The sequence below is a fragment of the Streptomyces coelicoflavus genome, assembly GCF_045041415.1.
Lineage (GTDB): Bacteria > Actinomycetota > Actinomycetes > Streptomycetales > Streptomycetaceae > Streptomyces > Streptomyces coelicoflavus.
Genome location: NZ_CP108218.1, coordinates 4,114,743 through 4,137,592 on the forward strand (window position 1 = coordinate 4,114,743; position 22,850 = coordinate 4,137,592).

General features: G+C 74.9%; 21 protein-coding genes. 15 read left to right on the forward strand and 6 right to left on the reverse strand.

What is annotated here, in order from left to right:
* Positions 1-184: 184 nt before the first annotated feature.
* From OHA99_RS18140 to OHA99_RS18150, 3 genes are all read left to right on the forward strand, one after another.
* The gene (locus tag OHA99_RS18140; protein WP_153178833.1) at positions 185-1,138 is read left to right on the forward strand and encodes a sporulation protein; all 954 of its coding nucleotides are present in this window, start codon (positions 185-187) and stop codon (positions 1,136-1,138) included.
* A 99-nt stretch (positions 1,139-1,237) separates the two neighbouring features.
* Positions 1,238-1,693, forward strand: a complete 456-nt coding sequence (locus tag OHA99_RS18145; RefSeq protein WP_153178834.1) for a tellurite resistance TerB family protein — start codon at positions 1,238-1,240, stop codon at positions 1,691-1,693.
* Positions 1,694-1,800: 107 nt separating this feature from the next.
* Positions 1,801-2,055 (forward strand): twin-arginine translocase TatA/TatE family subunit, encoded by a 255-nt coding sequence (locus OHA99_RS18150; protein WP_007451611.1) that lies wholly within the window; start codon positions 1,801-1,803, stop codon positions 2,053-2,055.
* Between the two features lie 20 nt (positions 2,056-2,075).
* Here the strand turns inward: OHA99_RS18150 and OHA99_RS18155 are convergent, their stop codons facing one another.
* Together OHA99_RS18155 and OHA99_RS18160 are read right to left on the reverse strand one after the other, a co-directional pair.
* Positions 2,076-3,719: a penicillin-binding transpeptidase domain-containing protein gene (locus OHA99_RS18155; protein ID WP_153178835.1), complete on the reverse strand. Its 1,644-nt coding sequence runs from the start codon at positions 3,717-3,719 to the stop codon at positions 2,076-2,078.
* An 18-nt stretch (positions 3,720-3,737) separates the two neighbouring features.
* Positions 3,738-4,796, reverse strand: a complete 1,059-nt coding sequence (locus tag OHA99_RS18160) for an alpha/beta hydrolase family esterase (protein WP_381498154.1) — start codon at positions 4,794-4,796, stop codon at positions 3,738-3,740.
* Positions 4,797-4,911: 115 nt separating this feature from the next.
* Between OHA99_RS18160 and OHA99_RS18165 the strand changes: the two genes are divergently transcribed.
* The 7 genes from OHA99_RS18165 to OHA99_RS18195 all read left to right on the forward strand — a co-directional run bounded on the left by OHA99_RS18165 (position 4,912) and on the right by OHA99_RS18195 (position 12,731).
* The gene (locus tag OHA99_RS18165) at positions 4,912-5,844 is read left to right on the forward strand and encodes a LysR substrate-binding domain-containing protein (protein WP_366472358.1); all 933 of its coding nucleotides are present in this window, start codon (positions 4,912-4,914) and stop codon (positions 5,842-5,844) included.
* Positions 5,845-6,103: 259 nt separating this feature from the next.
* On the forward strand, positions 6,104-6,982 hold the full coding sequence (locus OHA99_RS18170) for a serine hydrolase (protein ID WP_153178838.1): 879 nt from the start codon (positions 6,104-6,106) through the stop codon (positions 6,980-6,982).
* Positions 6,983-7,076: 94 nt separating this feature from the next.
* A complete protein-coding gene (locus OHA99_RS18175) occupies positions 7,077-7,448 on the forward strand; it encodes a DUF6479 family protein (RefSeq protein WP_007451484.1) in 372 nt (123 codons plus the stop codon).
* A 324-nt stretch (positions 7,449-7,772) separates the two neighbouring features.
* Entirely contained in the window at positions 7,773-8,861 is a 1,089-nt protein-coding gene (locus OHA99_RS18180; RefSeq protein ID WP_405698971.1) for a M24 family metallopeptidase, read from the forward strand.
* A gap of 100 nt (positions 8,862-8,961) precedes the next feature.
* Positions 8,962-9,942, forward strand: coding sequence for a nucleoside hydrolase (locus OHA99_RS18185; protein ID WP_165685371.1), 981 nt, complete (start codon positions 8,962-8,964; stop codon positions 9,940-9,942).
* Positions 9,943-10,053: 111 nt separating this feature from the next.
* The gene (locus OHA99_RS18190) at positions 10,054-11,724 is read left to right on the forward strand and encodes a glycoside hydrolase family 13 protein (protein ID WP_153178840.1); all 1,671 of its coding nucleotides are present in this window, start codon (positions 10,054-10,056) and stop codon (positions 11,722-11,724) included.
* A 143-nt stretch (positions 11,725-11,867) separates the two neighbouring features.
* The gene (locus OHA99_RS18195; protein ID WP_405696760.1) at positions 11,868-12,731 is read left to right on the forward strand and encodes a hypothetical protein; all 864 of its coding nucleotides are present in this window, start codon (positions 11,868-11,870) and stop codon (positions 12,729-12,731) included.
* A 27-nt stretch (positions 12,732-12,758) separates the two neighbouring features.
* On the opposite strand, the gene OHA99_RS18200 is transcribed toward OHA99_RS18195, so the two are convergent.
* Positions 12,759-14,108 carry a helix-turn-helix transcriptional regulator gene (locus tag OHA99_RS18200; RefSeq protein ID WP_153178842.1) on the reverse strand — a complete coding sequence of 450 codons (1,350 nt, stop codon included), beginning with the start codon at positions 14,106-14,108 and terminating at the stop codon, positions 12,759-12,761.
* Between the two features lie 112 nt (positions 14,109-14,220).
* Here OHA99_RS18200 and OHA99_RS18205 point away from each other — a divergent pair, with 112 nt between their 5' ends.
* Complete coding sequence (locus OHA99_RS18205; RefSeq protein ID WP_153178843.1) at positions 14,221-14,412, forward strand: hypothetical protein; 192 nt, start codon at positions 14,221-14,223, stop codon at positions 14,410-14,412.
* Between the two features lie 64 nt (positions 14,413-14,476).
* Here the strand turns inward: OHA99_RS18205 and OHA99_RS18210 are convergent, their stop codons facing one another.
* A complete protein-coding gene (locus OHA99_RS18210) occupies positions 14,477-15,556 on the reverse strand; it encodes a hypothetical protein (protein WP_164383965.1) in 1,080 nt (359 codons plus the stop codon).
* Between the two features lie 154 nt (positions 15,557-15,710).
* Positions 15,711-16,967 (reverse strand): PP2C family protein-serine/threonine phosphatase, encoded by a 1,257-nt coding sequence (locus tag OHA99_RS18215; protein ID WP_366472388.1) that lies wholly within the window; start codon positions 16,965-16,967, stop codon positions 15,711-15,713.
* A gap of 94 nt (positions 16,968-17,061) precedes the next feature.
* On the opposite strand from OHA99_RS18215, the gene OHA99_RS18220 reads away from it, so the two are divergent.
* The 3 genes from OHA99_RS18220 to OHA99_RS18230 all read left to right on the forward strand — a co-directional run bounded on the left by OHA99_RS18220 (position 17,062) and on the right by OHA99_RS18230 (position 19,011).
* On the forward strand, positions 17,062-17,550 hold the full coding sequence (locus OHA99_RS18220) for a hypothetical protein (protein WP_405696763.1): 489 nt from the start codon (positions 17,062-17,064) through the stop codon (positions 17,548-17,550).
* A gap of 72 nt (positions 17,551-17,622) precedes the next feature.
* Positions 17,623-18,540 carry a hypothetical protein gene (locus OHA99_RS18225; protein WP_153178846.1) on the forward strand — a complete coding sequence of 306 codons (918 nt, stop codon included), beginning with the start codon at positions 17,623-17,625 and terminating at the stop codon, positions 18,538-18,540.
* A gap of 45 nt (positions 18,541-18,585) precedes the next feature.
* Positions 18,586-19,011, forward strand: coding sequence for an ADP-ribosylation/crystallin J1 (locus OHA99_RS18230; RefSeq protein WP_228126162.1), 426 nt, complete (start codon positions 18,586-18,588; stop codon positions 19,009-19,011).
* 33 nt (positions 19,012-19,044) lie between these two features.
* Here the strand turns inward: OHA99_RS18230 and OHA99_RS18235 are convergent, their stop codons facing one another.
* Positions 19,045-21,126 carry a PhoX family phosphatase gene (locus OHA99_RS18235; RefSeq protein WP_153178848.1) on the reverse strand — a complete coding sequence of 694 codons (2,082 nt, stop codon included), beginning with the start codon at positions 21,124-21,126 and terminating at the stop codon, positions 19,045-19,047.
* A gap of 263 nt (positions 21,127-21,389) precedes the next feature.
* Here OHA99_RS18235 and OHA99_RS18240 point away from each other — a divergent pair, with 263 nt between their 5' ends.
* A complete protein-coding gene (locus OHA99_RS18240; RefSeq protein ID WP_405696765.1) occupies positions 21,390-22,787 on the forward strand; it encodes a VWA domain-containing protein in 1,398 nt (465 codons plus the stop codon).
* Positions 22,788-22,850 lie beyond the last annotated feature (63 nt).

The window sequence follows — 22,850 nt, forward strand, 5'->3', positions numbered from 1 at the left end:
TGGGCGCCGGTACCAGCCGGGCACCCGAGGGTTCTCCCTCATGGTAAAGGACGAGCAAAAAGATCGGGAGTCCTGAGACCCCTATGCTTCTACTCGCCTGTAGAGAACGGCCGGAGGATTCCGGTTGTTCCCTCGGGTGCTCTCGCAGGAGTTCCCGCACGAACGTGAAGGAGTGAACGCCTCGATGGTGTTCAAGCGGCTGCTCGGTTCCCTCGGCGTGGGCGGGCCCACGGTGGACACGGTCCTCGACCCGGGCGCCGCCCGGCCGGGGGGCACGCTGTCGGGCCGGGTCCGCCTCGTCGGCGGCACCGCCGACCACGACGTCGAGCACGTCGCACTGGAACTGGTGGCCCGCGTGGAGACCGAGCACGAGGAGCACGGCGACGGAGAGGGCGCCGTCGTCTTCGACCGGCACGTCGTCGGCGGCGCCTTCCGGCTCGCGGCGGGCGAGGAGACCAGCCTGCCCTTCGCGGTGCCGCTGCCCTGGGAGACCCCGGCCACCGAGCTGCACGGGCAGCCGCTGGGCATCGTGCTCGGCGTGCGCACCGAGCTGGCGGTCGCCGGCGCCCGGGACAAGGGCGACCTGGACCCGCTGACCGTGGCGCCGCTCCCGGCCCAGGAGGCCGTCCTGGAGGCCCTCGGACAGCTCGGCTTCGGCTTCCGCTCCGCCGACCTGGAGTACGGCCGCATCGGCGGCACCGGGCAGCAGCTGCCCTTCTACCAGGAGGTCGAGCTGACCCCGCCCCCGCGCTACGCCCACCAGGTCAACGAGATCGAGCTGACCTTCCTCGCCGTGCCCGGCGCCCTCGAGGTGGTGCTGGAGGCGGACAAGCGCGGCGGCCCGTTCGCCGACGGACCCGGCGGACACGGCGGCCACGACGCGCTCAGCCGCTTCACCGTCCCGCACGAGGGCCCGTCCGGGCCGCAGGACTGGAACGCCCTCGTCGACGGCTGGATCCAGGAGCTGGTCGAACACCGTGCGTCGTACGGCTCCCACGCGGTGTACGGCCACGAGTCCGGGGTCGGTGCCGCCGTCATGGCCGGGGCCGCGGGCATCGCCGGGGGGATGGTGGCGGCCGAGGTCGTCGACGAGGTGGGGGACTTCTTCGAGGGCGACTCCGACGACGGGGAAGGCTGATAGTTTCTACAGTGCTGTAGAGGCTCGGGGCCGTTCCCGGTCTCCCCGACCAGCCCGATCACCCTTTCCCGTCCGACCGGTACGGAGTACGGAGTTCTCATGGCCCTGTGGGACCGCTTCAAGGAGTCCGCGTCGCAGATGCAGACGCAGCTCGTGGCGAAGAAGAACGACCTCAAGAGCGGCGCCTTCCGCGACGCGAGCATGGCGATGTGCGCGCTGGTCGCCGCGGCCGACGGCACCGTCGACCCCTCGGAGCGGCAGCGGGTGGCCCAGCTGATCTCGACCAACGAGGTGCTGCAGAACTTCCCCGCCGACGACCTGCGCCGCCGGTTCGAGGACAACCTGAACAAGCTCACCGCCGACTTCGCCTTCGGCAAGGTCGGCATCCTCCAGGAGATCGCCAAGGCGAAGAAGAAGCCCGCCGAGGCACGGGCCGTGGTCCAGATCGGCATCGTGATCGGCGGCGCCGACGGTGACTTCGACAAGGACGAGCGCGCCGTGGTCCGCGAGGCCTGCTACGCCCTGGACCTGCCGCCGCACGAGTTCGACCTCTGAGACCTCTGAGCCTCCGGGCCGCGGCGCCCGGTCCGGCGGCCTTGCCGTAGATTCCGTGTGCGGGCCCGTGCCGCGGGCCCACACCGTACGTTCACCAGGGGAGCACCGTGTTCGGACTCAGCGAACTCGCGATCATTCTCGTCGTCGTCGCCGTCGTCCTCGCCATCAAGAAGCTCCCCGAGCTGACCCGCTCGGCGGGCAAGTCGGCCCGCATCCTCAAGGCCGAGGCCCGCGCCGCGAAGGACGCGGACGAGCCGGGGACGCCGCGCGTCATCCAGGGGGAGACGGTCGACCGCGAGGCCCCCGGCACCGGTACCGGCAACAGCACCGGCACCGGCACCCAGGACCCGCCCCGCGCCTGATCCGCGCACCGCCGGCCGGCTCAGGACGGGTCCTCCGGTACGGCCGACAGCAGGCTGTGCACGACCGGGCCCGCCGAGCCTCCGCCGGTGACACCCTCCTCGACCACGACGGCGACGGCCACGTTGCCCCGATGGGCGACGAGCCACCCGTTGTTGTCCTGGTCGTCGGAGACCTCGGCGGTGCCGGTCTTGGCGCCCACCTCACCGGGCAGGTCGGCCAGGACGCGCGCGGTGCCGTCCGTGACGGTGGCCCGCATCAGCTCGCGCAGCTGGGTGACGACCTCGTCGGGAAGCGGCTCGGTGCGCGTCTCGTCCTCGGTGCCCGCGGTGAGCGACGGCTGGTGGAACTCGCCGGAGACCGCGGTGGCCGTCACCGACGCCATGATCAGCGGGTTGGCCTGGACCCGGCCCTGCCCGATCATCGACGCCGCCTTCTCCGTCTCGTCCTTGGGCGCCGGCACCGAGCCGTCGTACGTCGGGATGCCGGCGTGCCAGACCTGGCCGATCCCGAAGTAGGTGCGGGCGACCTTCCCCAGCTCCCCGTCGTCGAGCTTGCCGCGCAGGCTGATGAAGGCGGTGTTGCACGACTCCGTGAAGTCCTTGCGGAAGGTGGCGCCGGGGTGTTCGGACGTCTCCACGTTGTGGAACTCCTTGCCCACCGTCAGGTACTTGGGGCAGTCCACGACGTCGTCCGGCGCGACCGCCCCCTTGAGCAGCAGGGCGCTGCTCGTGACGATCTTGAACGTGGAGCCGGGCGCGTAGGTGCCGGAGGCGGCGCGGTTGAAGCCGGAGGAGGGGGAGTTGGCGAGGGCGAGGACCTCGCCGTTGTCGACGCGCAGGGCGACGAGCGAGGCGTTCTTGCCGTCGGCTTCCCCGAGGGCCTTCTCCGCGGCCGACTGCCAGGTGGCGTCCAGGGTGGTGCGCACGGGCCGGTCCGCGGTCGTCGGGTCGGGCTTCTTCCCGAAGGACGCCTCGGTGCGCACGGTCTCCCCGCTGGCCCGGTCGACCAGCTCGACCGCGCCGCGCGGACCGCCGCCACCGCCCGCGTCACCCGCGAGCCGTCCCAGCAGCGGGGCCAGCGACGGGTAGTCGGCGCCCACGAGGGAGGTGCCCTCGCGGTCCGTGACCTTCGGCGGCGCGGTCTCCTCGCGCTCCAGGCGGAACTTCTCCGTGTCGCTCAGCCGCGGATGCACCAGGGACAGCCGCCAGTCCACCTTCCAGCCCCCGTCCTCCTGCTCGCGCAGCGGCAGCCTCGACTCGTACGTCCAGGTGCCCAGGCCGGTGACCGGCATCCTGGCCGTGAAGGGGACGCCGAGGGTGCCGTCCTCCGCCTCCTTCGCCCCGGCGTCCGCCGCCGTCAGCTTCGGCTTCTCGATGTCGAGGCCCGCGGTGAAACTTTGCAGCACCTCCTGAGCCTTGCCGGGCTCGGTGGTGCGGCCGGCCGCGCTCGGGAGCCGCCCGGCGGCCCAGTCGGCGAGGAAGGCGCGCGCCTGCTTCATCGCGGCGGGGTCGGGTCCGTCGTCGCCGCGCGCGAAGGGGCCGAGCCCGGCGGCGTACGAGCCGCCCGCGGCGATCGCGAGCACGACGCCGACGGCGGCGACGGCCCGCACCCCGTTGCGGGGCCTGCGGCGGCGGGGAGAGGTGAGGTAGGGGGAGTCGGACATGGGAAGGGTCCTTGTCGGTCAGCGGCCGGGGCCGGGGTCGGCGAAGAAGTCGAGGATCGTTTCGGTGGCGTCCAGGGCCTTGCTGACGGGGCCGAACCCCTCGGGCGGCGGGACGGTCGAGCCCGGCCAGGTGTGACCGGCGTCTTCGACGACGAGGAGCCGCACGGTGCCGTCCGGCCGCCGGTCGCCGCCGGGGGCACCGGTCCCGAGCCGCCACACCGTCCGGTCGTAGCCCTCCTCCTCCCGCGTGACCGGCTCGCCCGCGCCCCCGGCCGCCGCGAACGCCGCCGCGGTGTCCCGGGCCGACCGGGTCGCCAGGATCGGCTCCTCGGGGTCCGGCGGCGGGGAGGGCAGACCCGCCAGGGGGCGTACGGGGTCGTCGGCGCCGTAGACGACCATGACGGGGACGGGCCCGGTGGGCTCGACCGCGGCGTCGCCCGTGGGCAGCTGGCCGGAGACCGAGGCCGCGCCCGCCAGCAGACCGGGGCGCTCGGCGGCCACGCGCAGGGCCATCGAGCCGCCGTTGGAGAACCCGGCGACGTAGACCCGCTCGGGGTCAGCCCGCTCGGTGCGGACCAGGTGCTCGACCAGTGCCTCGGTGAACCGCACGTCCAGCTCGGGGTCCGGGCGCTGCCGCGTCGCCCGCGTGCCCGCGCCCCAGCCGTGGCCGAGGCCCTCGGGGAAGGCCACGAGCATGCCGCGCGCGGTGGCGGCCTTCTCCAGCCGGGTCTTCGCCCGCAGCTCGGCGGCGTCGGCGCCGCGCCCGTGGAAGGCGACGACGAGGGGCCGCGGGCCGTCGGCGGCGGAAGGTGCGGGGGTGGAGGAGGGCCGGTGCAGGAGGTACTCGCGGACGTCGCCGTCCACCCGGAGCTGTTCGCGGGTTCCGGGAGCCGCGGTGGCCGTACCGGTACCGCCGCCGGTGCTGCCACTGGTGCCGCCACTGGTGGCGGACGACCCGCTCGACGGCGGTGCCGCGTCCGGACGGTCGGAGTCGGTGGCGCAGCCGGCCAGGGGAAGGGCGAGGGCGAGGGCCAGCACGCCGGGCCAGCGGCGGGAACGTTCACCAAAGGAGCGCATGGCCCGAGGAGAGCAACCCCGCCGAGTCCCTGTCCAAGACCGATATGGATGTCGGATCGATCAATCCCCGATATGATTACTGGTCGTGGACCTGGTGCGGCACCTGGAGTGCTTTGTGGCTGTTGCAGAAGAGTCACACTTCGGGCGTGCCGCCGCCCGGCTCGGCATGGCCCAGCCACCCCTGTCGCAGCGCATCCAGCGGCTGGAGAAGGAGCTGGGCGTCCGGCTCTTCGAGCGCACCAGCCGCCAGGTGACGATCACCGAGGCGGGCACGCTGCTGCTCGGCGAGGCCCGCGAGCTGCTGGCCCGCGCTGAGGCGCTGCGGACCGCCGCGCGCCGCATCCGGGACGGCGAGAGCGGTCTGCTGCGCGCCGCACTGTCCCCCGACATCTCCGGCGAGACCGTCGCCGCGCTGCTCGCCGGCTTCCGGCGCCGGCACGCGGGCCTCGAGCTGGAGCTGCACGAGCTGACCACCGCCCAGCAGCTCGCCGGGTTCGCCGCGCACGAGCTGGACGTCGGCCTCATCCACCATCCGTGCGACGTCACCGGCCTGGAGCTGGGCCCGGTGCTCCGCCGCGACCTCGGCGTCCTGCTGCCGCGCGGCGCCCCGCAAACGGAGCTGGACGAGGTGCCGCTCGCCGCCCTCACCGGCTACGACCTGGTCCTCTTCCCGCGCGCCGACGCCCCCGCGGTCTACGACGACCTGCTCACCGCCTGCGCCCGCGGCGGCTACACGCCCGCCGCCGTACGGCACGGGCAGGGCGCCGGCTTCGCCCGCGGGCTGGTCCTGTCCTCCGGGGCCGTCGCCCTCGGCCCCCGTGACTCCCGGCTGGTGACCCCCGGCGACCGGGATGTGGTCTGGCGCCCGCTGGCCGGGGCCGCACCCGCCTGGCGGCACTCCGCGGCCTGGCCCAAGGGGCGCGGCGACGCCGCCGTCGGCGCCTTCGCGGACGCGGCCACCCACGCCCTGCGCACCACGGCCGGCGCCCACTCCGAGACATCGGCCCGGCCCCTGCACCTTCGCCCGGCATCGGAGTACTGGCTATGACCGACCACGCCCTCCTCGGCCACCCGGCCGGTGGGACGCCGCCCCGCAGGGGAGCCCCGGCCATGACCGACCATGCCGCCGCCGGCCACTCGCCGGCACGCCCGGTGACCGGCCCCGCCCACCGGCCGTCGGCGCCCCTCACCCCTCCGGCGCCCCCCGCCCCCGGCGGCGCCCTCCGGGCAGCAGGGGCCCCGGCCGACGCACCCCTCGCGGCAGCCGCCCGGCCGGTGGGCCCCCGTCCCGCGGGGGAGCCCCGGCCATGACCGACACCGCCACCGCCGCCCGGCTGGACGCCGCCTTCGCCGACGCCGGCGTCACCGGGTGGCTGCACGCCGTCGACATCGACTCGGGGGCGCAGGTCGGGGTCCGGGCGGACCAGCCGGTGTGCACGGCCAGTGTCCACAAGCTGTGCGTGCTCGTGACCCTGCACGAACTGGCGGCGGCCGGGGCGCTGGACCTCACCGAGCAGGTCGAGTGCCCGCCCGACGGGCGCACCCCGGGGCCCACCGGACTGGCGGCCATGCTCGACCCGGTCCGGCTGTCGCTGCGCGACACGGCGTTCCTGATGATGTCCGTCAGCGACAACACGGCCGCCGACCTGCTGCTGCGCCGGGTCGGCCTGGACGCCGTCAACCGCACCGCGGCCCGGCTCGGCCTCACCCGGACGCGGGCGGTGCACGGCTTCGGCGAGATGCTGGGCACCATGCGCGAGGACGCCGGGCCGGACGGTGCCCGGGCGCTGGCCGACCCGCACGTCATCAGCCGGCTGCGTGCCCTGGACCCGGCCCGCACCAACCGCAGCACGCCGCGCGACATGACCCGGCTGCTCGGCGCGGTGTGGCGGGACGAGGCCGGCCCGCCCGAGTACGGCGCCGCGATGCGCCGGATCATGGGCCTCCAGGTGTGGCCGCACCGCCTGGCCTCGGGTTTTCCCTTCGACGACGTCCACGTGGCCGGCAAGACCGGCAGTCTGCCGACGCTGCGCAACGAGGTCGGCGTCGTCGAGTACCCCGACGGCGGTCGCTACGCCGTGGCCGTCTTCACCCGTACCGCCCACACCGCGGCCGTACTCCCGGCGGCGGACGCGGTGATCGGCACCGCGGCCCGGATCGCGGTGGACGCCCTGCGGGCCCCCTGACGGCCGGGGCGCCGCCGCAGCCGGCACCCCTCACAAGAACACCAACCAGGACACATCGGGCGCTTTATGCCATTTGGGGGTACATAATCAGAGCATGAGTACGGCAACGTATGTAGTGCTGGCCGCGCCCTCGGGCGGGCTGAAAGTGTTGGTGGTCTTCATCATCGGGCTGGTGATCGCCGGCGCGCTGGTCTGGGCCGTACGCACGGGCATGCGGGTCATGGACCGGGAGCCCCGCCGCCCCCGTGCCGACGAACAGCCGCACCTCCCGGACACCGGTCCCGTCCACGAGGAGCGGGAGATACGGGAGCCGGACGAGATCCCGCTGAACGAGGACGGAAGCCCGCGGCTCATGCCCTACCAGCTGCACCACTCGGGCAGCCGGCGGGGCGACGACCAGCAGCGGCGCCGCTGGTCGCCGGGGTCGAGCGGATCCTTCGGCAGCGGTGGGCCGGGACACGTCTGAGTCACCCGTCCGGCGGTGCACCACAGGGCGCGGCGGTGCCCTCCGGCCTTCACTGGGGAAGACCCGCGTGCCCGCGGCGGAGATGCCCCACCAGGTCCCTGGAGGCGACGACATGGCCGGTCCCGGAAGGCCCGCACGCGCCGCGCGCCGCCGTCGGCCGTGAACGGCCCGCGCGGGGCGGGTGAGACACCCGTGACCGGCGAGACCGGTGGGGCCGGCGAGACCGGTGGGGCCGGTGGGACGTCCCTGCCGGGTGCCGGCACGGGTGCGGGCCCGGGCGACGGCGCCCCCGCCGCCTTCACGGACGAGGTCTACGCGGCCCGCATGGAACGCACCGCGTACGAGGCCGCCGCCCTCGGGCTCGCCGGGGTACTGGTCACCCCCGGCCCCGACCTGGTGTGGCTGTGCGGCTACCGGCCCACCGCCACCACCGAACGCCTGACCCTCCTCGTCCTCACCGCCACCTCCCAGCCCCGGCTGCTGGTACCGGCGATCGACCGGCCGACCGCCGAGGCGGCACCCGGCGCGGGCGCGGTACGCGTCTTCGACTGGTGGGAGGGCCAGGACGCCTACGCCGCCGCGGCCGGACTGCTGCGCCCGCACGGCCGCTACGCCGTCTCCGACGGGACCTGGGCGCTGCACCTGCTCTGCCTCCAGAAGTCCCTGCCGCTCGCCACCTACCAGCCGCTGTCCGTCGTCCTGCCCATGCGGCGCGCGGTCAAGGACGAGCACGAGGTGGCCCGGCTGACGGCGGCGGCAGCGGCAGCGGACGCCGCGTACGAGGAGGTCCTCGCGCTGCGCTTCCGCGGGCGCAGCGAGCGCGAGCTGGCGGCCGACCTGGCGGAACTGCTGCGCGGACACGGCCGCAGCCGGGTCGACTGCCGGGTCGACTTCACGGTGGTCGGCGCGGGTCCCCACGGGGCCGACCCGCACCACCGGCCCGGCGACCGGGTCATCGGGGACGGCGACATGGTCGTCCTGGAGTTCGGCGGCCTGCGGGACGGCTACGGCTTCGACACCGCCCGCACCGTCCACGTCGGGGCGCCGACGGACGAGGAGCGCCGGGTCCACGAGACCGTACGGGCCGCGCAGCGGGCGGCCTTCGGGGCGGTACGGCCCGGGGTGTCCTGCCAGGAGGTCGACCGGGCCGCCCGCGCGGTGCTCGAGGAGGCCGGCCACGCCGGGCACGGCGCGCCCCGCACCGGCCACGGAGTCGGTGTCACCACCCACGAGCCGCCCTATCTGGCGGAGGGCGAGGAGCAGCCGCTCGAACCCGGCATGTGCTTCTCCCTCGAGCCCGGCATCCACCTCCCGGACCGGTTCGGCGTCCGCATCGAGGACGTCGTGACCTGCACGGAGGACGGCGGACGGCGGCTCAACACCACCCCGCACGACCTGGTGATCGTCCACTGACGGAACCCCGCCCGACCCCGGCCGCGAGTGCCGCGCCGCGCCGCATCCGTGCCCGGCGTAGGGTCACCGGCGCCCCGCACGCCACCGTAAGGAGCCCGCCGTGACGACCGCCTCCGACCAGCAGCGTCCCCTCCCGGTGATCATCGACTGCGACACCGGCATCGACGACGCCCTGGCCCTGCTGCTCGCGGTCCGCCACCCGCGCCTCGACCTGCGCGCGGTCACCTGCGTGGCCGGGAACACGGACGTGGCGGGCGTCGTGCGCAACACGCTGACCGTGCTGGAGCGGGCCGGCGCGCCGGACGTCCCCGTCGCCCGGGGCGCCGAGCGGCCGCTGATCGAGGGCGTGCGCACCGCCCGGCACGTGCACGGGTCCGACGGCATGGGCGACCTGGGGCTGCCCGCGCCGACCCGGGCCCCCGCCGACGTGGACGCGGTGACGCTGCTGCGCCGGGAGATCCTCGCCGCCCCGCGCCCGGTCACGCTGATCCCGACCGCGCCGCTGACCAACATCGCGCTGCTGCTGCGCACCCACCCCGAGGTCACCGCCAACATCGAGCGGATCGTGTTCATGGGCGGCGCCGTGGCCACCGGAAACGCGACGCCGGTCGCCGAGTTCAACGTGTGGCACGACCCGGAGGCCGCCGCGATCCTGCTCACGGCCGGGGTGCCGATCACGATGTACGGCCTCGACGTGTTCGAGCGGGTGATCGTGCCCGGCGCGGACGTGCGGCGGCTGCGCGCGAGCACCGAGCCCGGCACCCGGCTCGCCGGCGACCTGCTCGCCCACCGCGGCCCGGCCACCGACGCGTCCGACCCCGGCGGCGGGCTCGGCGACGCGGGCGCGGTCTGCGCGGTGCTCGACCCGGAGGGCCTGACCACCCGCCGGCTGCCCGTCGAGGTGTCCCTGGCCCCCGGCCCGGCCCGCGGCCAGACCCTCGTCGACCGCCGGCTGCGCGTCGGGGAGTCCGAACTGCACGACGGCATGCGCGAACAGGCCCTGGTCGACGTGGCGCTGGACGTGGACGTGGCCCGGTACGTGGACCTGTACCTCGGCACGGTCGAGCGCACGGAGGCGTAGCCCCCGGCGCGTCGCGGGCGCGCGGGTTCGCTTTTCGGGTGATCTGGACAGACGTACCAGACCGGTTCGTGTCGCCCGCACGTACCGACTCGGCATCTCGAAGGAGGCCGCGTGACCGTACGCAGCACCGCCAGCACCCCCGATCTGTCGTCCAAGGACCCCAACTGGTGGCGCCAGGCCGTCATCTACCAGGTCTATCCCCGCAGCTTCGCCGACGCCGACGGCGACGGTCTCGGCGACCTGCGCGGTGTCACCCAGCGCCTGACCCACCTGGCCGCCCTCGGCGTCGACGCCCTGTGGCTGAGCCCCTTCTACCCCTCCGAACTCGCCGACGGCGGCTACGACGTCGACGACTACCGCGACGTCGACCCGCGCCTGGGCACGCTGGACGACTTCGACGCGATGGCCGCCGAGGCCCACCGGCTGGGCCTGAAGGTGATCGTCGACCTGGTCCCCAACCACACCTCGCACCGCCACGCGTGGTTCCGGGAGGCGCTGGCCGCCGGCCCCGGTTCGGCGGCCCGGGACCGGTACGTCTTCCGTGACGGCCGCGGTGCGCACGGCGAACTCCCGCCCACCGACTGGCAGTCCGTCTTCGGCGGCAGCGCCTGGCAGCGGGTGCCCGACGGACAGTGGTACCTGCACCTGTTCGCGCCCCAGCAGCCCGACCTGAACTGGGAGAACGAGCAGGTCCGCGCCGACTTCCGCACCACGCTGCGGTTCTGGTGCGACCGGGGCGTCGACGGCTTCCGCGTCGACGTCGCCCACGCGCTGGTCAAGGACCTCACCGAACCGCTGCGCGACCTCGGCGCCCCCGAACTGAGCGGCGAGGCGGCCCTGACGGAGTTCGCACCCGGCACCCACCCCTTCTACGACCGCGACGACGTCCACGAGGTCTACCGCGACTGGCGCAAGATCCTCGACGCCTACACCCCGCCCCGCACGGCCGTCGCCGAGGCCTGGGTCCCGGGCGCCCGGCGCGCCCTGTACGCCCGACCCGACGAACTGGGCCAGGCCTTCAACTTCGAGTACCTCCAGACCGGCTGGGACGCGGCCGAGCTGCGCGAGGTCATCACCGGTTCGCTGGCCGACGCGCGGGCCGCCGGCGCCTCGGCGACCTGGGTGCTGTCCAACCACGACGTCGTGCGCCACGCCACCCGCCTCGTGCTGCCGCCGGACACGGACACCGACGCCTGGCTGCTCTCCGGCGGCCGCGCGCCCGCCGTCGACACGGCGGCCGGACTGCGCCGGGCCCGCGCGGCGACGCTGCTGATGCTGGCACTGCCCGGCTCGGCCTACCTTTACCAGGGCGAGGAGCTGGGGCTGCCCGAGGTGGCCGACCTGCCCACCGAGGTCCTCCAGGACCCGATCTGGGAGCAGACCGGGCACGTCCGCAAGGGCCGCGACGGCTGCCGGGTACCACTGCCGTGGACGACGGACGGCCCGTCGTACGGCTTCGGGGCGGGCGGGGCGTGGCTGCCGCAGCCGCCGGACTACGCGGCGTACGCCGTCCAGGCCCAGGACGGGGTGGCGGGCTCGGCGCTGGAGCTGTACCGCACCGCCCTGCGCCTGCGCCGCAAGCTGCTCGACGGCGAGGCGCTGACCTGGTCGGACGACGTCCCGGCCGACGTCCTGCGGTTCGACCGCTCGGACGGCTGGCGCTGCGTCACCAACCTCTCCGGCGCCGCGGTCGACCTGCCGGCCGGAGAGGTCCTGCTGAGCAGCGCGCCGCTGGAGGACGGCCGGCTGGGCCCGGACACGACGGTCTGGCTGGGGCTGTAACCGCCGGCCGGGCCCCCTGCCCCGCCCGGCGCACCCTCACCCGGACGGCCGCGCGCGGTGGTGGCGTGGCGGGGACGGTGGTGCCGTGAAGGGGTGACCGATCCTGAACGGCGCCGGTCGCACCGGCCCGCCAGGAGGCACCGATGCAGCTCGCCCCCGCCGCCCGTCCGTCGCCCGCCCGCGCCGCCCGCCCGCTGCTCGGCGCCGCGCTGTCGGCGGTGCTGGCGCTGACGGCGACCGCCTGCGACACCGTCGGCGGGCGGGCCCCGGGCCGACCGGCCGGGACCACGCCGCCGACCGCCCGGTCCCCGGCCGCGTTTCCGTCACCCGCCCTGCCGTCATCCGCCCTGCCGTCATCCCCTCTGCCGCCATCCGCCCTGCCGCCGGTGCTCACCCGGGGGCAGGCGCGGGCGGCCCTGATCACGGCGGCCGACCTGGGGGAGGCGTGGGAGCCGACGCGGGGCGCCGCGACCTGGCGGGACGAGGTGCTCAAGGCCACCGCGGAACGGACCGGGCGCGGCGACTGCCGGCGGCTGCTCGACATCCTCTACACCGAGGACCTCTTCGGCGGCGCCACCACCGCGCCCCGGGCCACCGCCGCACTGGACGACCCGGACGGCGGGGCCCAGCTGCACTACCGGATCACCTCGTACCGCGCCGCCGACCTCGACAGCACGCTGGCGTGGCTGGGAACGCTGCCGGACACGTGCGGCCGCTTCGAGGCGGACGCCGGCGGCACCGGCCGGGACGTCCGGGACGTCCGGGTCACCGCCCTGACGCCGCCGGAGGCGGGGGACGCCGGCCGGGGCCTGCGGGTGACGGTGAGCGGCACCCGCCCCGGCGAGGTCCTCACCGTGGACCTCGTCGCCGTCCGGGTCGGCGACGACGCGCTCAGCCTCACCAACGGCACCCTCGGCGAGCCGGCCGACGACGCCACCCTGACGGCCGTCGAGGTGGGGACGCGACGGCTGACGGAGGTCCGGCGGCAGGGCCGGGCCCAGGTGTGACGGCAGGACGTCGACGGCACCGCGCAGCTACAGCGGCGGCTGTGCGGGTGCCGGTCCCAGGGTCGTCGTGCCGGGCGCGGTGCGGTGCCCGAGGCCGGTGCGGTACGCGTCCAGGGCCGCCTCGACGCGGCCGGTGCGGCGCAGCAGGTCGCCGAGGAGCCGGCACAGATCGGCCAGGTCACCGGCCGCGCCGGCCCGCTCCAGCAGGCTCAGCGCGCGGACGTAGTGCTCCTCGGCGGTCTCGGTGTCCCGGGCGTCCTCGGCGATGATGCCGAGCAGCCGGTGCGCACCCGCCGCGTGCACGGCCCCGCGCTCCGGGGAGAGGTCGTGCAGGACTCCGTGCAGCAGCTCCGCGGCCTCCTCGGACTTGCCCCGCCGGTGCAGTACGTCGGCCAGCTCGACGGCGACCTGGCTGCTGTAGAGGGCGGCGCGGGTGGCCGACAGCATGCCGAGGGCCTCGCGCATCTCCTCCTCGGCGCGCGGGAGTTCGCCGTTCTGGGCGCAGACGTAGCCGCGCATCCAGTGGCAGTTGGCCAGCTCGGTACGGAGTTGCAGCGTGCGGTACAGCTCGGCCGCCTTGGCGAGCGAGGCGTCGGCGTCGGCGAGGCGGCCCTCGGCGAGCAGGGTGCGGGCCACGGAGCGGTGCATGCGGGCCACCAGCGCGGGATCGCCGGCGCTGGGCGCGAGGGAGAGGGCGAGCTCGGCGGCCTGGGCGGCGCGCGCGTGGGCGCCCATGTCCATGTACGGGCCGATCGCGCTGGCGTAGAGCAGCAGCAGCGCGTCGGGGTCGTGCAGGCCGCCGCGGTTCAGCTCGTCGAGCGTGGACTCCAGCAGGTAGACGGCGTACCGCAGTTCACCGGCGAGGTAGTGGGACAGGGCGCGGCCGCGCAGGGCGGGGACCCGGGCGGGCAGCGGGGCACCGGCGTCGGCGAGGCACTGCTCGGCCCGCTCGAAGTACTGCCGTCCGGAGGCCAGTTCGCCGGTCTCGACGGCGCACTCCCCGAGCCCGAGCAGCGCGGCGGCCCGCTCCTCGGCCAGGTCGTACGCCTCGGCCTCGGCGAGCAGCTCGGTGTACTGGCCGGCCGCCTGTTCGGCACCCTCGGTGGCGAGGGTGCGCTGCGCGCCGGTGAGCCTGAGCCGCAGGTCGGTGGCGAGATGGGCGGGGCGTCCGGTGGCCAGCTCCTCGTAGCCGACGCCGAGTCGCTCGGCGAGGTGCCGCAGGGCCTCGTCGGAGGGGCGGACGCGGCCGGCCTCGAGGGTGGAGATGTAGGCGGGCGTGTAGGCCGGTTCCGCGAGCTGGCGCTGGGTCATGCCGCGCTCGGCGCGCAGTCGCTGCACCCGGCGTCCGACGGCGTTTCGGTCGTCACGGTCCCCCACTGCCAACTCCCACTGAGGCTCTTGCCGTTCGGCTCGGACGGCTCTAGGTTAAACGGCGTATTAAGCGCGCTTAAGCGCGCTTGACACAATCCCTGATTCCGCAGAGGACACCGTGCCCGTACGTACCCGCACCGCCGAACGTTACGCCAGAGCGCTCGCCGCCGCCGTCGCCGCCGCGGCCGGGCTGCTGCTGGCCGCGAACGCGGCCCCGGTGGACACGGAACCCCCCTCTTCGTCCCCGGCACCGAGGTCCGGCACCGCCCCCGCCCCCGCCCCGGACGACCTGGCCGCCGTGACCCCCTAGCCACCGCCGCCGCAGGCCGGACCACCGGCCGGGCCACCGATGGGGTGCCGGTCGGGTGCCGTGCTCAGCCCTGGGTCTGGAGCCGGCTCAGTTCGCGCTGGACGTGGTCCAGGGCGCCCTCGCGGCGGCCCGGTACGCGGCCGCGCAGCGCCGCCAGCGGCGGTCCCAGTTCGCGGGCGGGTCCGGCGTCGCGGATACGGCCCCACTGGTGGTGGGCCCGGTCGACGGCCGCCTCCACCGCAGGCGCCTGCGGAGGCTGCCCGGCACCGAGCCGGGCCTCGGCCACCGTCAGCCAGGCCCGGCAGCTGCGCACCGGGTCCCCGGCGAACATCGCCAGGTCGGCCCGGACCTCCGTCCAGTGCAGCGCGTCCTCGGAGGCGGGCCCGTACGTGTGGGCCGCGGTCCGCTCGTGCCGGGCGGCGAGCGCGTCGGCGTCACCGTGCCGTCCGGCCTGCACGGCGGCGGCGATGACGGCGTGCGGGTCGCCCGCCACCGGTCCCGGCGCCGTCAGCACCAGGTCGGCGCCGGTCACCGCACCGCTGCCCGGGGCGTCGGCGGCTGCCCGGGCCAGTGCCTGCTGGTGCAGCTCGTCCGGCGGCGGCCGGTGCCCGCTGCGCAGGATCGTCGCGACGCCCCGCATGTACGACGGGACGGCCACCGTCCGCCGTGCGGGCGGCGGCGCGACACGACCGTAGACGGCGTTGTTGCGCCCGGAGTCCAGCGGGCCGGTGCGCAGCCACTGCCAGGTCTCGTGGTCGGCGTGCAGGTCGAGCAGCAGCGTCGTCGCGCCGCTCGGCCGCAGGCGCAGCTCCTCGCGGATCCAGTGCCAGGGCAGGGCGGTGTAGCGGACGTTCGCCGGGGTCGTGCGGGCCAGCGCCAGGTGCGGCAGGCGCTGGCGCCGGTCCAGCTGGAGCTGCCCGGCGACGTAGACGGTGAGCGGCCCGGGGGCGGCCGCCGCGGCCCGCAGCCGGGTGAGGACGGCCTGCGGCTCCAGCGGGTCGGCGAGTTCGACGACGTTCGCCGTGTCCGTGCCGGAGAGCACGGCGGGCGGCACGGCCGCGAGCACGGGGAGCACGGAGGCGGCGTCCACCAGGCACCCACGGCCCACGGGCGCCGCCGCGAGCAGCAGCACGGTTCCGGGCATGTCCCCTCCCCCTGTAGTTCCTGCCGGCCTCCGCCGGCCTTCATCGGCCTCTGTCAGTCTCTGTCGGCCTCTGCCGGTCTCCGCCGGTCTCCGGCGATCTGCCGTCGATCACGTACGGCAGCACCGTAACCGCTACGGCTGCGAAGCGGAGCACTCACCCGTCGCCCGGCTCCCCCGGGTCCGGTGTCCGCCGTACCGCGAAGAGGGTGGTGTCGTCGGCCAGCCGCCCCCGGCAGTGGCGCAGCGTGCCGTCCCGTACGAGGGACACCAGACGTGCGGGCGCGGCAGCGCGCGCGTCGGCGGCGAGGGCGGGCGCGATGTCGTCGGTCGGCCGGTAGAAGACCCCGGCGGGATCGCGGGCCTCGGTCACCCCGTCGGTGACCAGCAGCAGCGTCTCGTCCGCGGCGAGGCGCAGCCGGTGCACCGGTGGTGCCGCACCCGGCCGGCCCGGTGAGAGTTCGGCCATGCCCAGCGGCAGCCCGCCCGCGACCGGCAGGGTGCGCACGCCGCCGGGGCCGACCGCCATCGGGGGCTCGTGCCCGAAGACGACGACGTCCACGGCGTCCGGCAGATTGGGGGAGAAGCCGATCAGCACGGCGGTGGCGAACCGGTCGCCGTCCGACCGCCCGAGGCCCGCGGTGTGCTCGCGGTGGCGCACCATGCGTACCTCCAGGCGCTCGGCGACCGTCGCGAGGTCCGGTTCGTGGTAGGCGGCCTCGCGGAAGGTCCCGAGCAGCGCGGCGGCCGTCTCCACCGCGCCCAGCCCCTTGCCCTGCACGTCGCCGACGAGGACCCGGGTGCCGTGCGGACCGGGCTGGATGTCGTAGAAGTCGCCGCCGACGCGGGCCTCGCTGTCCGCGGAGAGGTAGACGGCGGCGTGGTCCAGGCCGCCGAAGCCCACCGGGAGCGGGCGCAGCACGGTACGGCGGGTGGTGTCGGCGATGTCCCGCATGTGCAGCATGCGCCGCTCGCCGCCGACCCGGAACCCGGCGGCCGCCACGGCGATGAGACCGCCGAGGACGACGAGGACCAGACCGGGCAGCCCGGTCTCGTCCCGGTGCTGCCAGACGGTGTCGGCCATGACGTAGACGCCGACCGCGAGTACGACGAAGGCGGCCGTTCCCCACACCCCGCAGATCGCGGCGGCCACCCCCGGCACCAGCACCGTCCAGGAGATGATCTCGAACGCCCCGGTGGTGATGTCGCCCGCGGTGATGCCGACGAGCAGGAGCAGCGGGAACAGCCAGGCGACACTGCGGCCGCGCACACTGAGAAGCTCGTGCCGGGACACGGCGTCCCCCTGACCGGCGGCGTGCACGAGCCGGCCGAGCGGCCGCCACCGGGCGCGCACCGGCCTGCGGACACGACCCCTCACGGGCCCCAGCGAAACACGCCCCCGGCGGGCCCGCATCCCGACTTGCCCCCCGGCGCGCCCAGGTGTGCCCTGGTAGACGGGGGTGGCAGACGGGGGCGGGGCAGACGGGGCGAGGCTAAGGAGTGCGCTCATGGCTCACGCGGTAACCACACCCGGAACACCCACCGGCGCCCGCACCGGCACGGGCCCGGGCACGCCGAGGCGGGCGACGCCCGACGTCCTCGGCAAGAGGACCCACCTGCTGGTGAAGTGGGCGATGCCCGTCGCGGCGGCCCTGGTCTACGGCTACTGGGTCGCGTCCGTCCGCCGCCACGGCGGCCCCATCACCACCACGAACCTGCTGTACGGCTTCATGTCGATGCTCGCGTTCGCCATCCTCTACTTCGCCATCAGGGCGGTGGGCCGGCGGCTGCCGCGCGAGGGCCACGCGGCACTGTGGGGAGCGTTCGCGGGCAGCGCGCTGGGGTTCATCTACTCGGGCAGCGGCGTCGCCATGTTCACGTGCATCCTCGCGTCGCTGCTGCTCGCGGGGGCGGTGACGGCGGCTCTCGTCTACCACTACTACACCCGCCAGGACGCCCAGGAGGCCCGGGCAGGCCGGGCGGCCCGCACCACCTGACCGGCTCGTCCCGGGCGGCCATATGCAGTCACGCCGGTCGCTCCGGGGCGCCGCGAGGGCTTCCCTGGGAGGGTGTTCCCACGCCTCAGGGGCGCCCTGTCGGCCGTCCTGATCGTCCTCACCGGCCTGCTCGCACCGTGCGCGACGCTGGCCGGCTGGGCGATGCACGGGCCGGCCGACACCGGCCGGTACGTCGCGACCGTGGCACCGCTCGCCGACGACCCGGACGTACGGGACGCGGCCGCCGACACCCTGGGTTCCGGATTCGCCGGGATCGTCGGCGAGGTCACGGCCGGTCCCGTGAGCGGCACCGTGCGGCTCTTCGTGCGGGACGCGGCCCGGTCGTTCACCCGCACCGAGGCCTTCCACGAAGGCTGGGACGCGGCCAACCGCACCGTCCACGCCACCGTGCTGCGCGCCCTGCGGGACGACGCGACGGCCGGGCGCCCCGTCACCGTCGACCTGGCCCCCGTCACCGAACGCGTACGGGACCGGCTCGCCGAGGACGTGCCCTTCGCCCGGCGCATCCCGGTCCGGCACACCGCGGTCACCGTGCTCACGGCCCACCAGGCGGACCGGCTCAGGGAGGGCTACCGCGTGCTCGACGTCGCCGCGTTCTGGCTGCCGCTGGCGGCCGTCGTCTTCGCGGTCGCCGGCATCGCCGTCGCCGCCCGCCGCCGTCGCGCCGTCACGGCCGCCGGGATCGGCACCGCGCTCGGCGGGGCGCTGCTCGCCCTCGCCGTCGTGGTCGGCCGGCGGCTCACCGTCGCGGAACTCCCCGGCCCGGTGGACGGCCCCGCCGCGGGCGCCGTCTACGACGCCCTCACCGAAACCCTGCGCACCGCCGCCTGGCTCCTGGTCGGCCTCGGCCTCACGGTCGCCCTGGCCTCCTGGCTCACCGGACGGTACGGGCTCCTGCCGCGCCGCCGTCCCCCGGCGCAGCCCGCCGCCGAGCCGCCCCCGCCCCGGCGGACACGCACCGGCCCGTGAAACGGCGTGGCGGTCCCCGCACCCGGACGGCTAACGTCGCCGACCATGACTCAGACGCCGAGCGGGACGGGGACGGGGACGGGAACCGGAGCCGGGACCGGGACCGGCACCGGGGCCGGTCCCAGGACGACGACCCTGTGGCGCCCCACGGGCCCCGAGGAGCTGGCACTGGTCGAAGCCTCCGGCTGGACGGCCTGGCCCCCGCGCCTGCCCGAGCAGCCGATCTTCTACCCGGTCCTCAACGAGGACTACGCCGTCCGCATCGCCCGCGACTGGAACGTCCCCGCCTCCGGCGCGGGCTACGTCACCCGCTTCGAGGTCGACGCCGGGTTCCTGGAGCGCTACCCGGTCCGTCGGGCGGGCGGCGAGACCATCCTCGAGCTGTGGGTCCCGGCGGAGGAGCTGGCGGAGTTCAACCGCCACATCGTGGGCCGCATCGAGGTCGTACGGGAGTTCCACGCACCGGCGTAGAACTCCCGTGGCCCCCTTGCCACCCGGGACGGCTCAGACGCCGATGTCGCGGCCGTCGGCGCGCCACACCGCCACGACGGCCGGGCGCACGATCTTCCCCGGCCCGTCGGGCCAGGAGCTGGCCGGCTGCTCCACCGAGGCGCCGTCGACCTCGCCCGGGTGCTGCACCGCGACCAGCACCCGCCGGTCCTGGACGAGCGGACCGCAGGTCTCGGCGCCGGTCGGCACGGTCAGGAACTGCTTCAGCTCACCGCGCCGGTCACCCCTGGTCGCGACGCCGAAGAGCCCGTCGTGGCTGCCGAGCGCGTTGCCGTCGGTGGAGATCCACAGGTTGCCGTGGTCGTCGAAGGCGACGTTGTCCGGGCAGGAGATCGGGCTGACCCGGTCCTTGGGGAAGCCCGCGAAGTAGGTCGCCGGGTCCTCCGGGTCACCGGCGACCAGGAACAGCGACCACCCGAAGCGGGTGGCGTCGGCCCGGTTCCACCGCTCGGTCAGCTCCAGCACGTGGCCGTGCTTGTTGGAGTTGCGCGGGTTGGCCTCGTCGGGACCCGCGTAACCGGCCTTGCCCCGGTTGGAGTTGTTGGTGAGCGCGACGTACACCTTGCCGGTCGTCGGCGACGGCTCGATGTCCTCGGGCCGGTCCATCTTGGTCGCGCCGACCTTGTCCCCGGCGAGCCGCGTGAAGACGCACACCTCCTCGGCGCTCATCCCCTCGACGTGCGAGACGGCCCCGTCCTCGGTGGCGGTCACCAGCGGAATCCACTCGCCACCGCCGTCGAACTCGCCGTCGCGCGGCAGCGTCCCGGTCCCGTCGATCTCGATGGCGGGGGAGTCGCCGTCGAGCTTGGCGACGTACAGCGTCCCCTCGTCGAGCAGCGAGAGGTTGTGCTCGCGCGCCCAGCGGGAGTTGCCGTGCCGCATCCGCTTGCTGCCGACGAACTTGTAGAAGTAGTCGAACCGCTCGTCGTCGCCGGTGTAGACGACCGGCCGCCCGTCGTGCGTCAGCCGCACGGTCGCGGCCTCGTGCTTGAACCGGCCGAGCGCGGTGTGCTTGCGCGGCGTGGACTCGGGATCGTACGGGTCCAACTCGACGACGTACCCGAACCGGTGCACCTCGTTCGGCTCCCGCGCCACGTCGAACCGCTTGTCGAACCGCTCCCACTTCCGCTCGGTGGCCCCGGTCCCGATGCCGTACCGCTTGTCGGTGGCGCTGGAGGCGTTGGCGAAGTACTGGTTGAAGTTCTCCTCGCCGTGCAGCGTGGTGCCCCACGGGGTGGTGCCGCCGGAGCAGTTGTTGAGGGTGCCGAGCACCTTGCGACCGGTGCGGTCGGCGGAGGTCTTCACCAGGTCGGACCCGGCGGCCGGGCCGGTCAGCCGGAACTCGCTGGTGGCGGTGACCCGCCGGTTCAGCCGATGCCGCGACACCGCCGTGAGCCGCCCGCTCCTGCGCTCCTCCTCCACGGCGACGACGGACAGTCCGTGCGCGGCCCAGGCGATCTCGACCTGCTCACGGGTCGGGTTCTCGGGGTCGTAGCCGCGGAACATGAGCACCTCGTCGGTGTACTCGTGGTTGGCGACGAGGAGCTGACGGTCGTGCTCGCCGCGCAGGGGCAGCAGCGCGAGGAAGTCGTTGTTGTACCCGAACTGCCCGGCCTGCGCCCTGGCGCTCTGCTTCTCCGGGTCGAAGGCCGGTGCCCCGCGCAGAATGGGTTCACCCCAACGGATGACGACGTCCTGCCGGTACCCCTCCGGAACGGTCACGGCGTCGTCGGTGTTCGGCGCGACGGGCGTGAACCGCAGCCCGCGCGCACCGCGGTCCCGGGACGGCTTCCCGTGCCCCTTCCCTCCCGCCGCCGGCGCGGCCTGCGCCGACGGCGCCCCCGCCACGCCCACGGCCCCGGCGCCCGCCGCGGCGACGGTCACGACGGCGGCGGCCCGCATCATGGAACGGCGGCTGAGCGCCCCGGCGATGACGTCCCCGACGTACTCGTTGCCGCTGGTGTTCGGCACCTCGTGGAAGCAGGCGTCACCACACCGGAAACGGCAGGTCATCGCGGACCGGCCGCCGGGGTGCGAACCGGACGGCGTTCCGATCAACGGCAGGAGCTTGCGCACTGTGTTCTCCCCTTGAGAATCCCTGTATGCCCTGGTGTCAGCGCGACCGTAGGCGCACATACGTGCGGGGACCGGGCGTCGCGGTGAACGGGGAGTGAACCCACGGAATCCGTGGGGGTCTTGCCACGACGTCTCGATCCGCCCTTGACGCGGCATCGCCCGCATGCCAGACCCTGCACAAGATCACAAGCCGGGACCGCTAACCTTACGTGTCCGTCCTGGCCAGGGATTGACGGCACCAACTCACTCGAAGGGTTGCGCACATGGGCATTCTCACTCTCCTGCGGAACGCGTTCGGCCGGTCACGCAAAGAACAGGCCGCCCCGGCGGAGGGTGCGACGCAGGAGACGGCACCGCCGGTCACCGCGCCGGAGCCGAAGCTCCCGTCCCAGCCCACCGCACCCGCGGAGCCGGCCGAGACCCCGGACCAGCCGGAGGCCGCTTCCCAGATCCCCGAGCCCCGCTCGGAAACCGCCCCCGACGAACACGACCTCGTCCGGGCCGCCTTCACCAACATCACGGTCCCGCAGCCGACGGAGCCCACCGAGGCAACCCCGGCTCCAGAGCCGGAGACCAAGCCGACCCCGGAACCGGAACCGGCCCCCAAGCCGGAAGCAACGGCTCCCGAGCCGGAAGCAGAGGCAGCCCCCAAGCCGGAGCCGACCCCCGACCCGAAGCCGGAACCGGAGCCGGAGCCGGAAGCCAAGGCTGAGCCCGAGCCCGCACCGGAACCGGAGCTGGAAGCCAAGGCTGAGCCCGAGCCCGCACCGGAACCGGAACCCGAAGCGAAGGCGGAGCCGAAGGCCGAGCCGGAACCCGCAGCCGCCGACGGCGAGGACACCCCACAGGGGCCACCCGCACCCGACAATGAAGGCAGCACGGGCGGTGCGGGTGGGAACACGGACGCCGAAGGCGAAGCCGAGGCGTCCACAGCGGCCCCCCAGCCGGAGGCACCGCGTGGGAACACGGACGCCGAAGGCGAAGCCGAGGCGTCGAAACCCGCAACCCCCGCCGCGCGCATCCGCTCCCGCGCCCCCGCCCTCACCACCGCCTACAAGGCCGCCGGCACCGCCCTCAAGAAGCACGACCTCACCGGCACCCGCGCCAAGGTCCACCTCGTCCTCGACCGCTCCGCCTCCATGCGCCCGTACTACAAGGACGGCTCCGCCCAGGCCCTCGCCGAGCAGACCCTCGCCCTCGCGGCGCACCTCGACCCCGAGGCCACGGTCCACGTCACGTTCTTCTCCACCGAAGTGGACGGCACCGGCGAGCTGACCCTCACCGACCACGAGAACAAGATCGACGAGCTGCACGCAGCGCTCGGCCGCATGGGCCGCACCAGCTACCACGCCGCCGTCGAGGCAGTCCTCGCCCACCACACCGAGGAAGCGGACCCCGGCACCCCCGCCCTGGTGATCTTCCAGACCGACGGCGCCCCCGACGCCAAGACCCCCGCCACCCAGTCCCTCACCGACGCGGCGGCGAACCACCCGAACGTCCACTTCTCCTTCGTCGCCTTCGGCGACCCGGAGAACAAGGCCTTCGACTACCTCCGCAAGCTCAAGACGGGCAACGCCTCCCACTTTCTGGCCGGCGAGACCCCGAAGGAGCTCACCGACAAGGAGCTGTACGAGGGCGTCCTGGCCACCTGGCGCCCGTAGCCGGACCGCACAGGCGCACGCACGGCCCCTCGGGGGGTGGAAGGAGAGGAACCCCTCCGTCCA

Coding starts and splice junctions, on each gene's coding strand:
- OHA99_RS18140 (WP_153178833.1), top strand. CDS start 185: ATGGTGTTCAAGCGGCTGCTCGGTTCCCTCGGCGTGGGCGGGCCCACG.
- OHA99_RS18145 (WP_153178834.1), top strand. CDS start 1,238: ATGGCCCTGTGGGACCGCTTCAAGGAGTCCGCGTCGCAGATGCAGACG.
- OHA99_RS18155 (WP_153178835.1), bottom strand. CDS start 3,719: ATGTCCGACTCCCCCTACCTCACCTCTCCCCGCCGCCGCAGGCCCCGC.
- OHA99_RS18160 (WP_381498154.1), bottom strand. CDS start 4,796: ATGCGCTCCTTTGGTGAACGTTCCCGCCGCTGGCCCGGCGTGCTGGCC.
- OHA99_RS18170 (WP_153178838.1), top strand. CDS start 6,104: ATGACCGACACCGCCACCGCCGCCCGGCTGGACGCCGCCTTCGCCGAC.
- OHA99_RS18175 (WP_007451484.1), top strand. CDS start 7,077: ATGAGTACGGCAACGTATGTAGTGCTGGCCGCGCCCTCGGGCGGGCTG.
- OHA99_RS18180 (WP_405698971.1), top strand. CDS start 7,773: ATGGAACGCACCGCGTACGAGGCCGCCGCCCTCGGGCTCGCCGGGGTA.
- OHA99_RS18195 (WP_405696760.1), top strand. CDS start 11,868: ATGCAGCTCGCCCCCGCCGCCCGTCCGTCGCCCGCCCGCGCCGCCCGC.
- OHA99_RS18210 (WP_164383965.1), bottom strand. CDS start 15,556: ATGCCCGGAACCGTGCTGCTGCTCGCGGCGGCGCCCGTGGGCCGTGGG.
- OHA99_RS18215 (WP_366472388.1), bottom strand. CDS start 16,967: ATGCGGGCCCGCCGGGGGCGTGTTTCGCTGGGGCCCGTGAGGGGTCGT.
- OHA99_RS18220 (WP_405696763.1), top strand. CDS start 17,062: ATGGCTCACGCGGTAACCACACCCGGAACACCCACCGGCGCCCGCACC.
- OHA99_RS18230 (WP_228126162.1), top strand. CDS start 18,586: ATGACTCAGACGCCGAGCGGGACGGGGACGGGGACGGGAACCGGAGCC.
- OHA99_RS18240 (WP_405696765.1), top strand. CDS start 21,390: ATGGGCATTCTCACTCTCCTGCGGAACGCGTTCGGCCGGTCACGCAAA.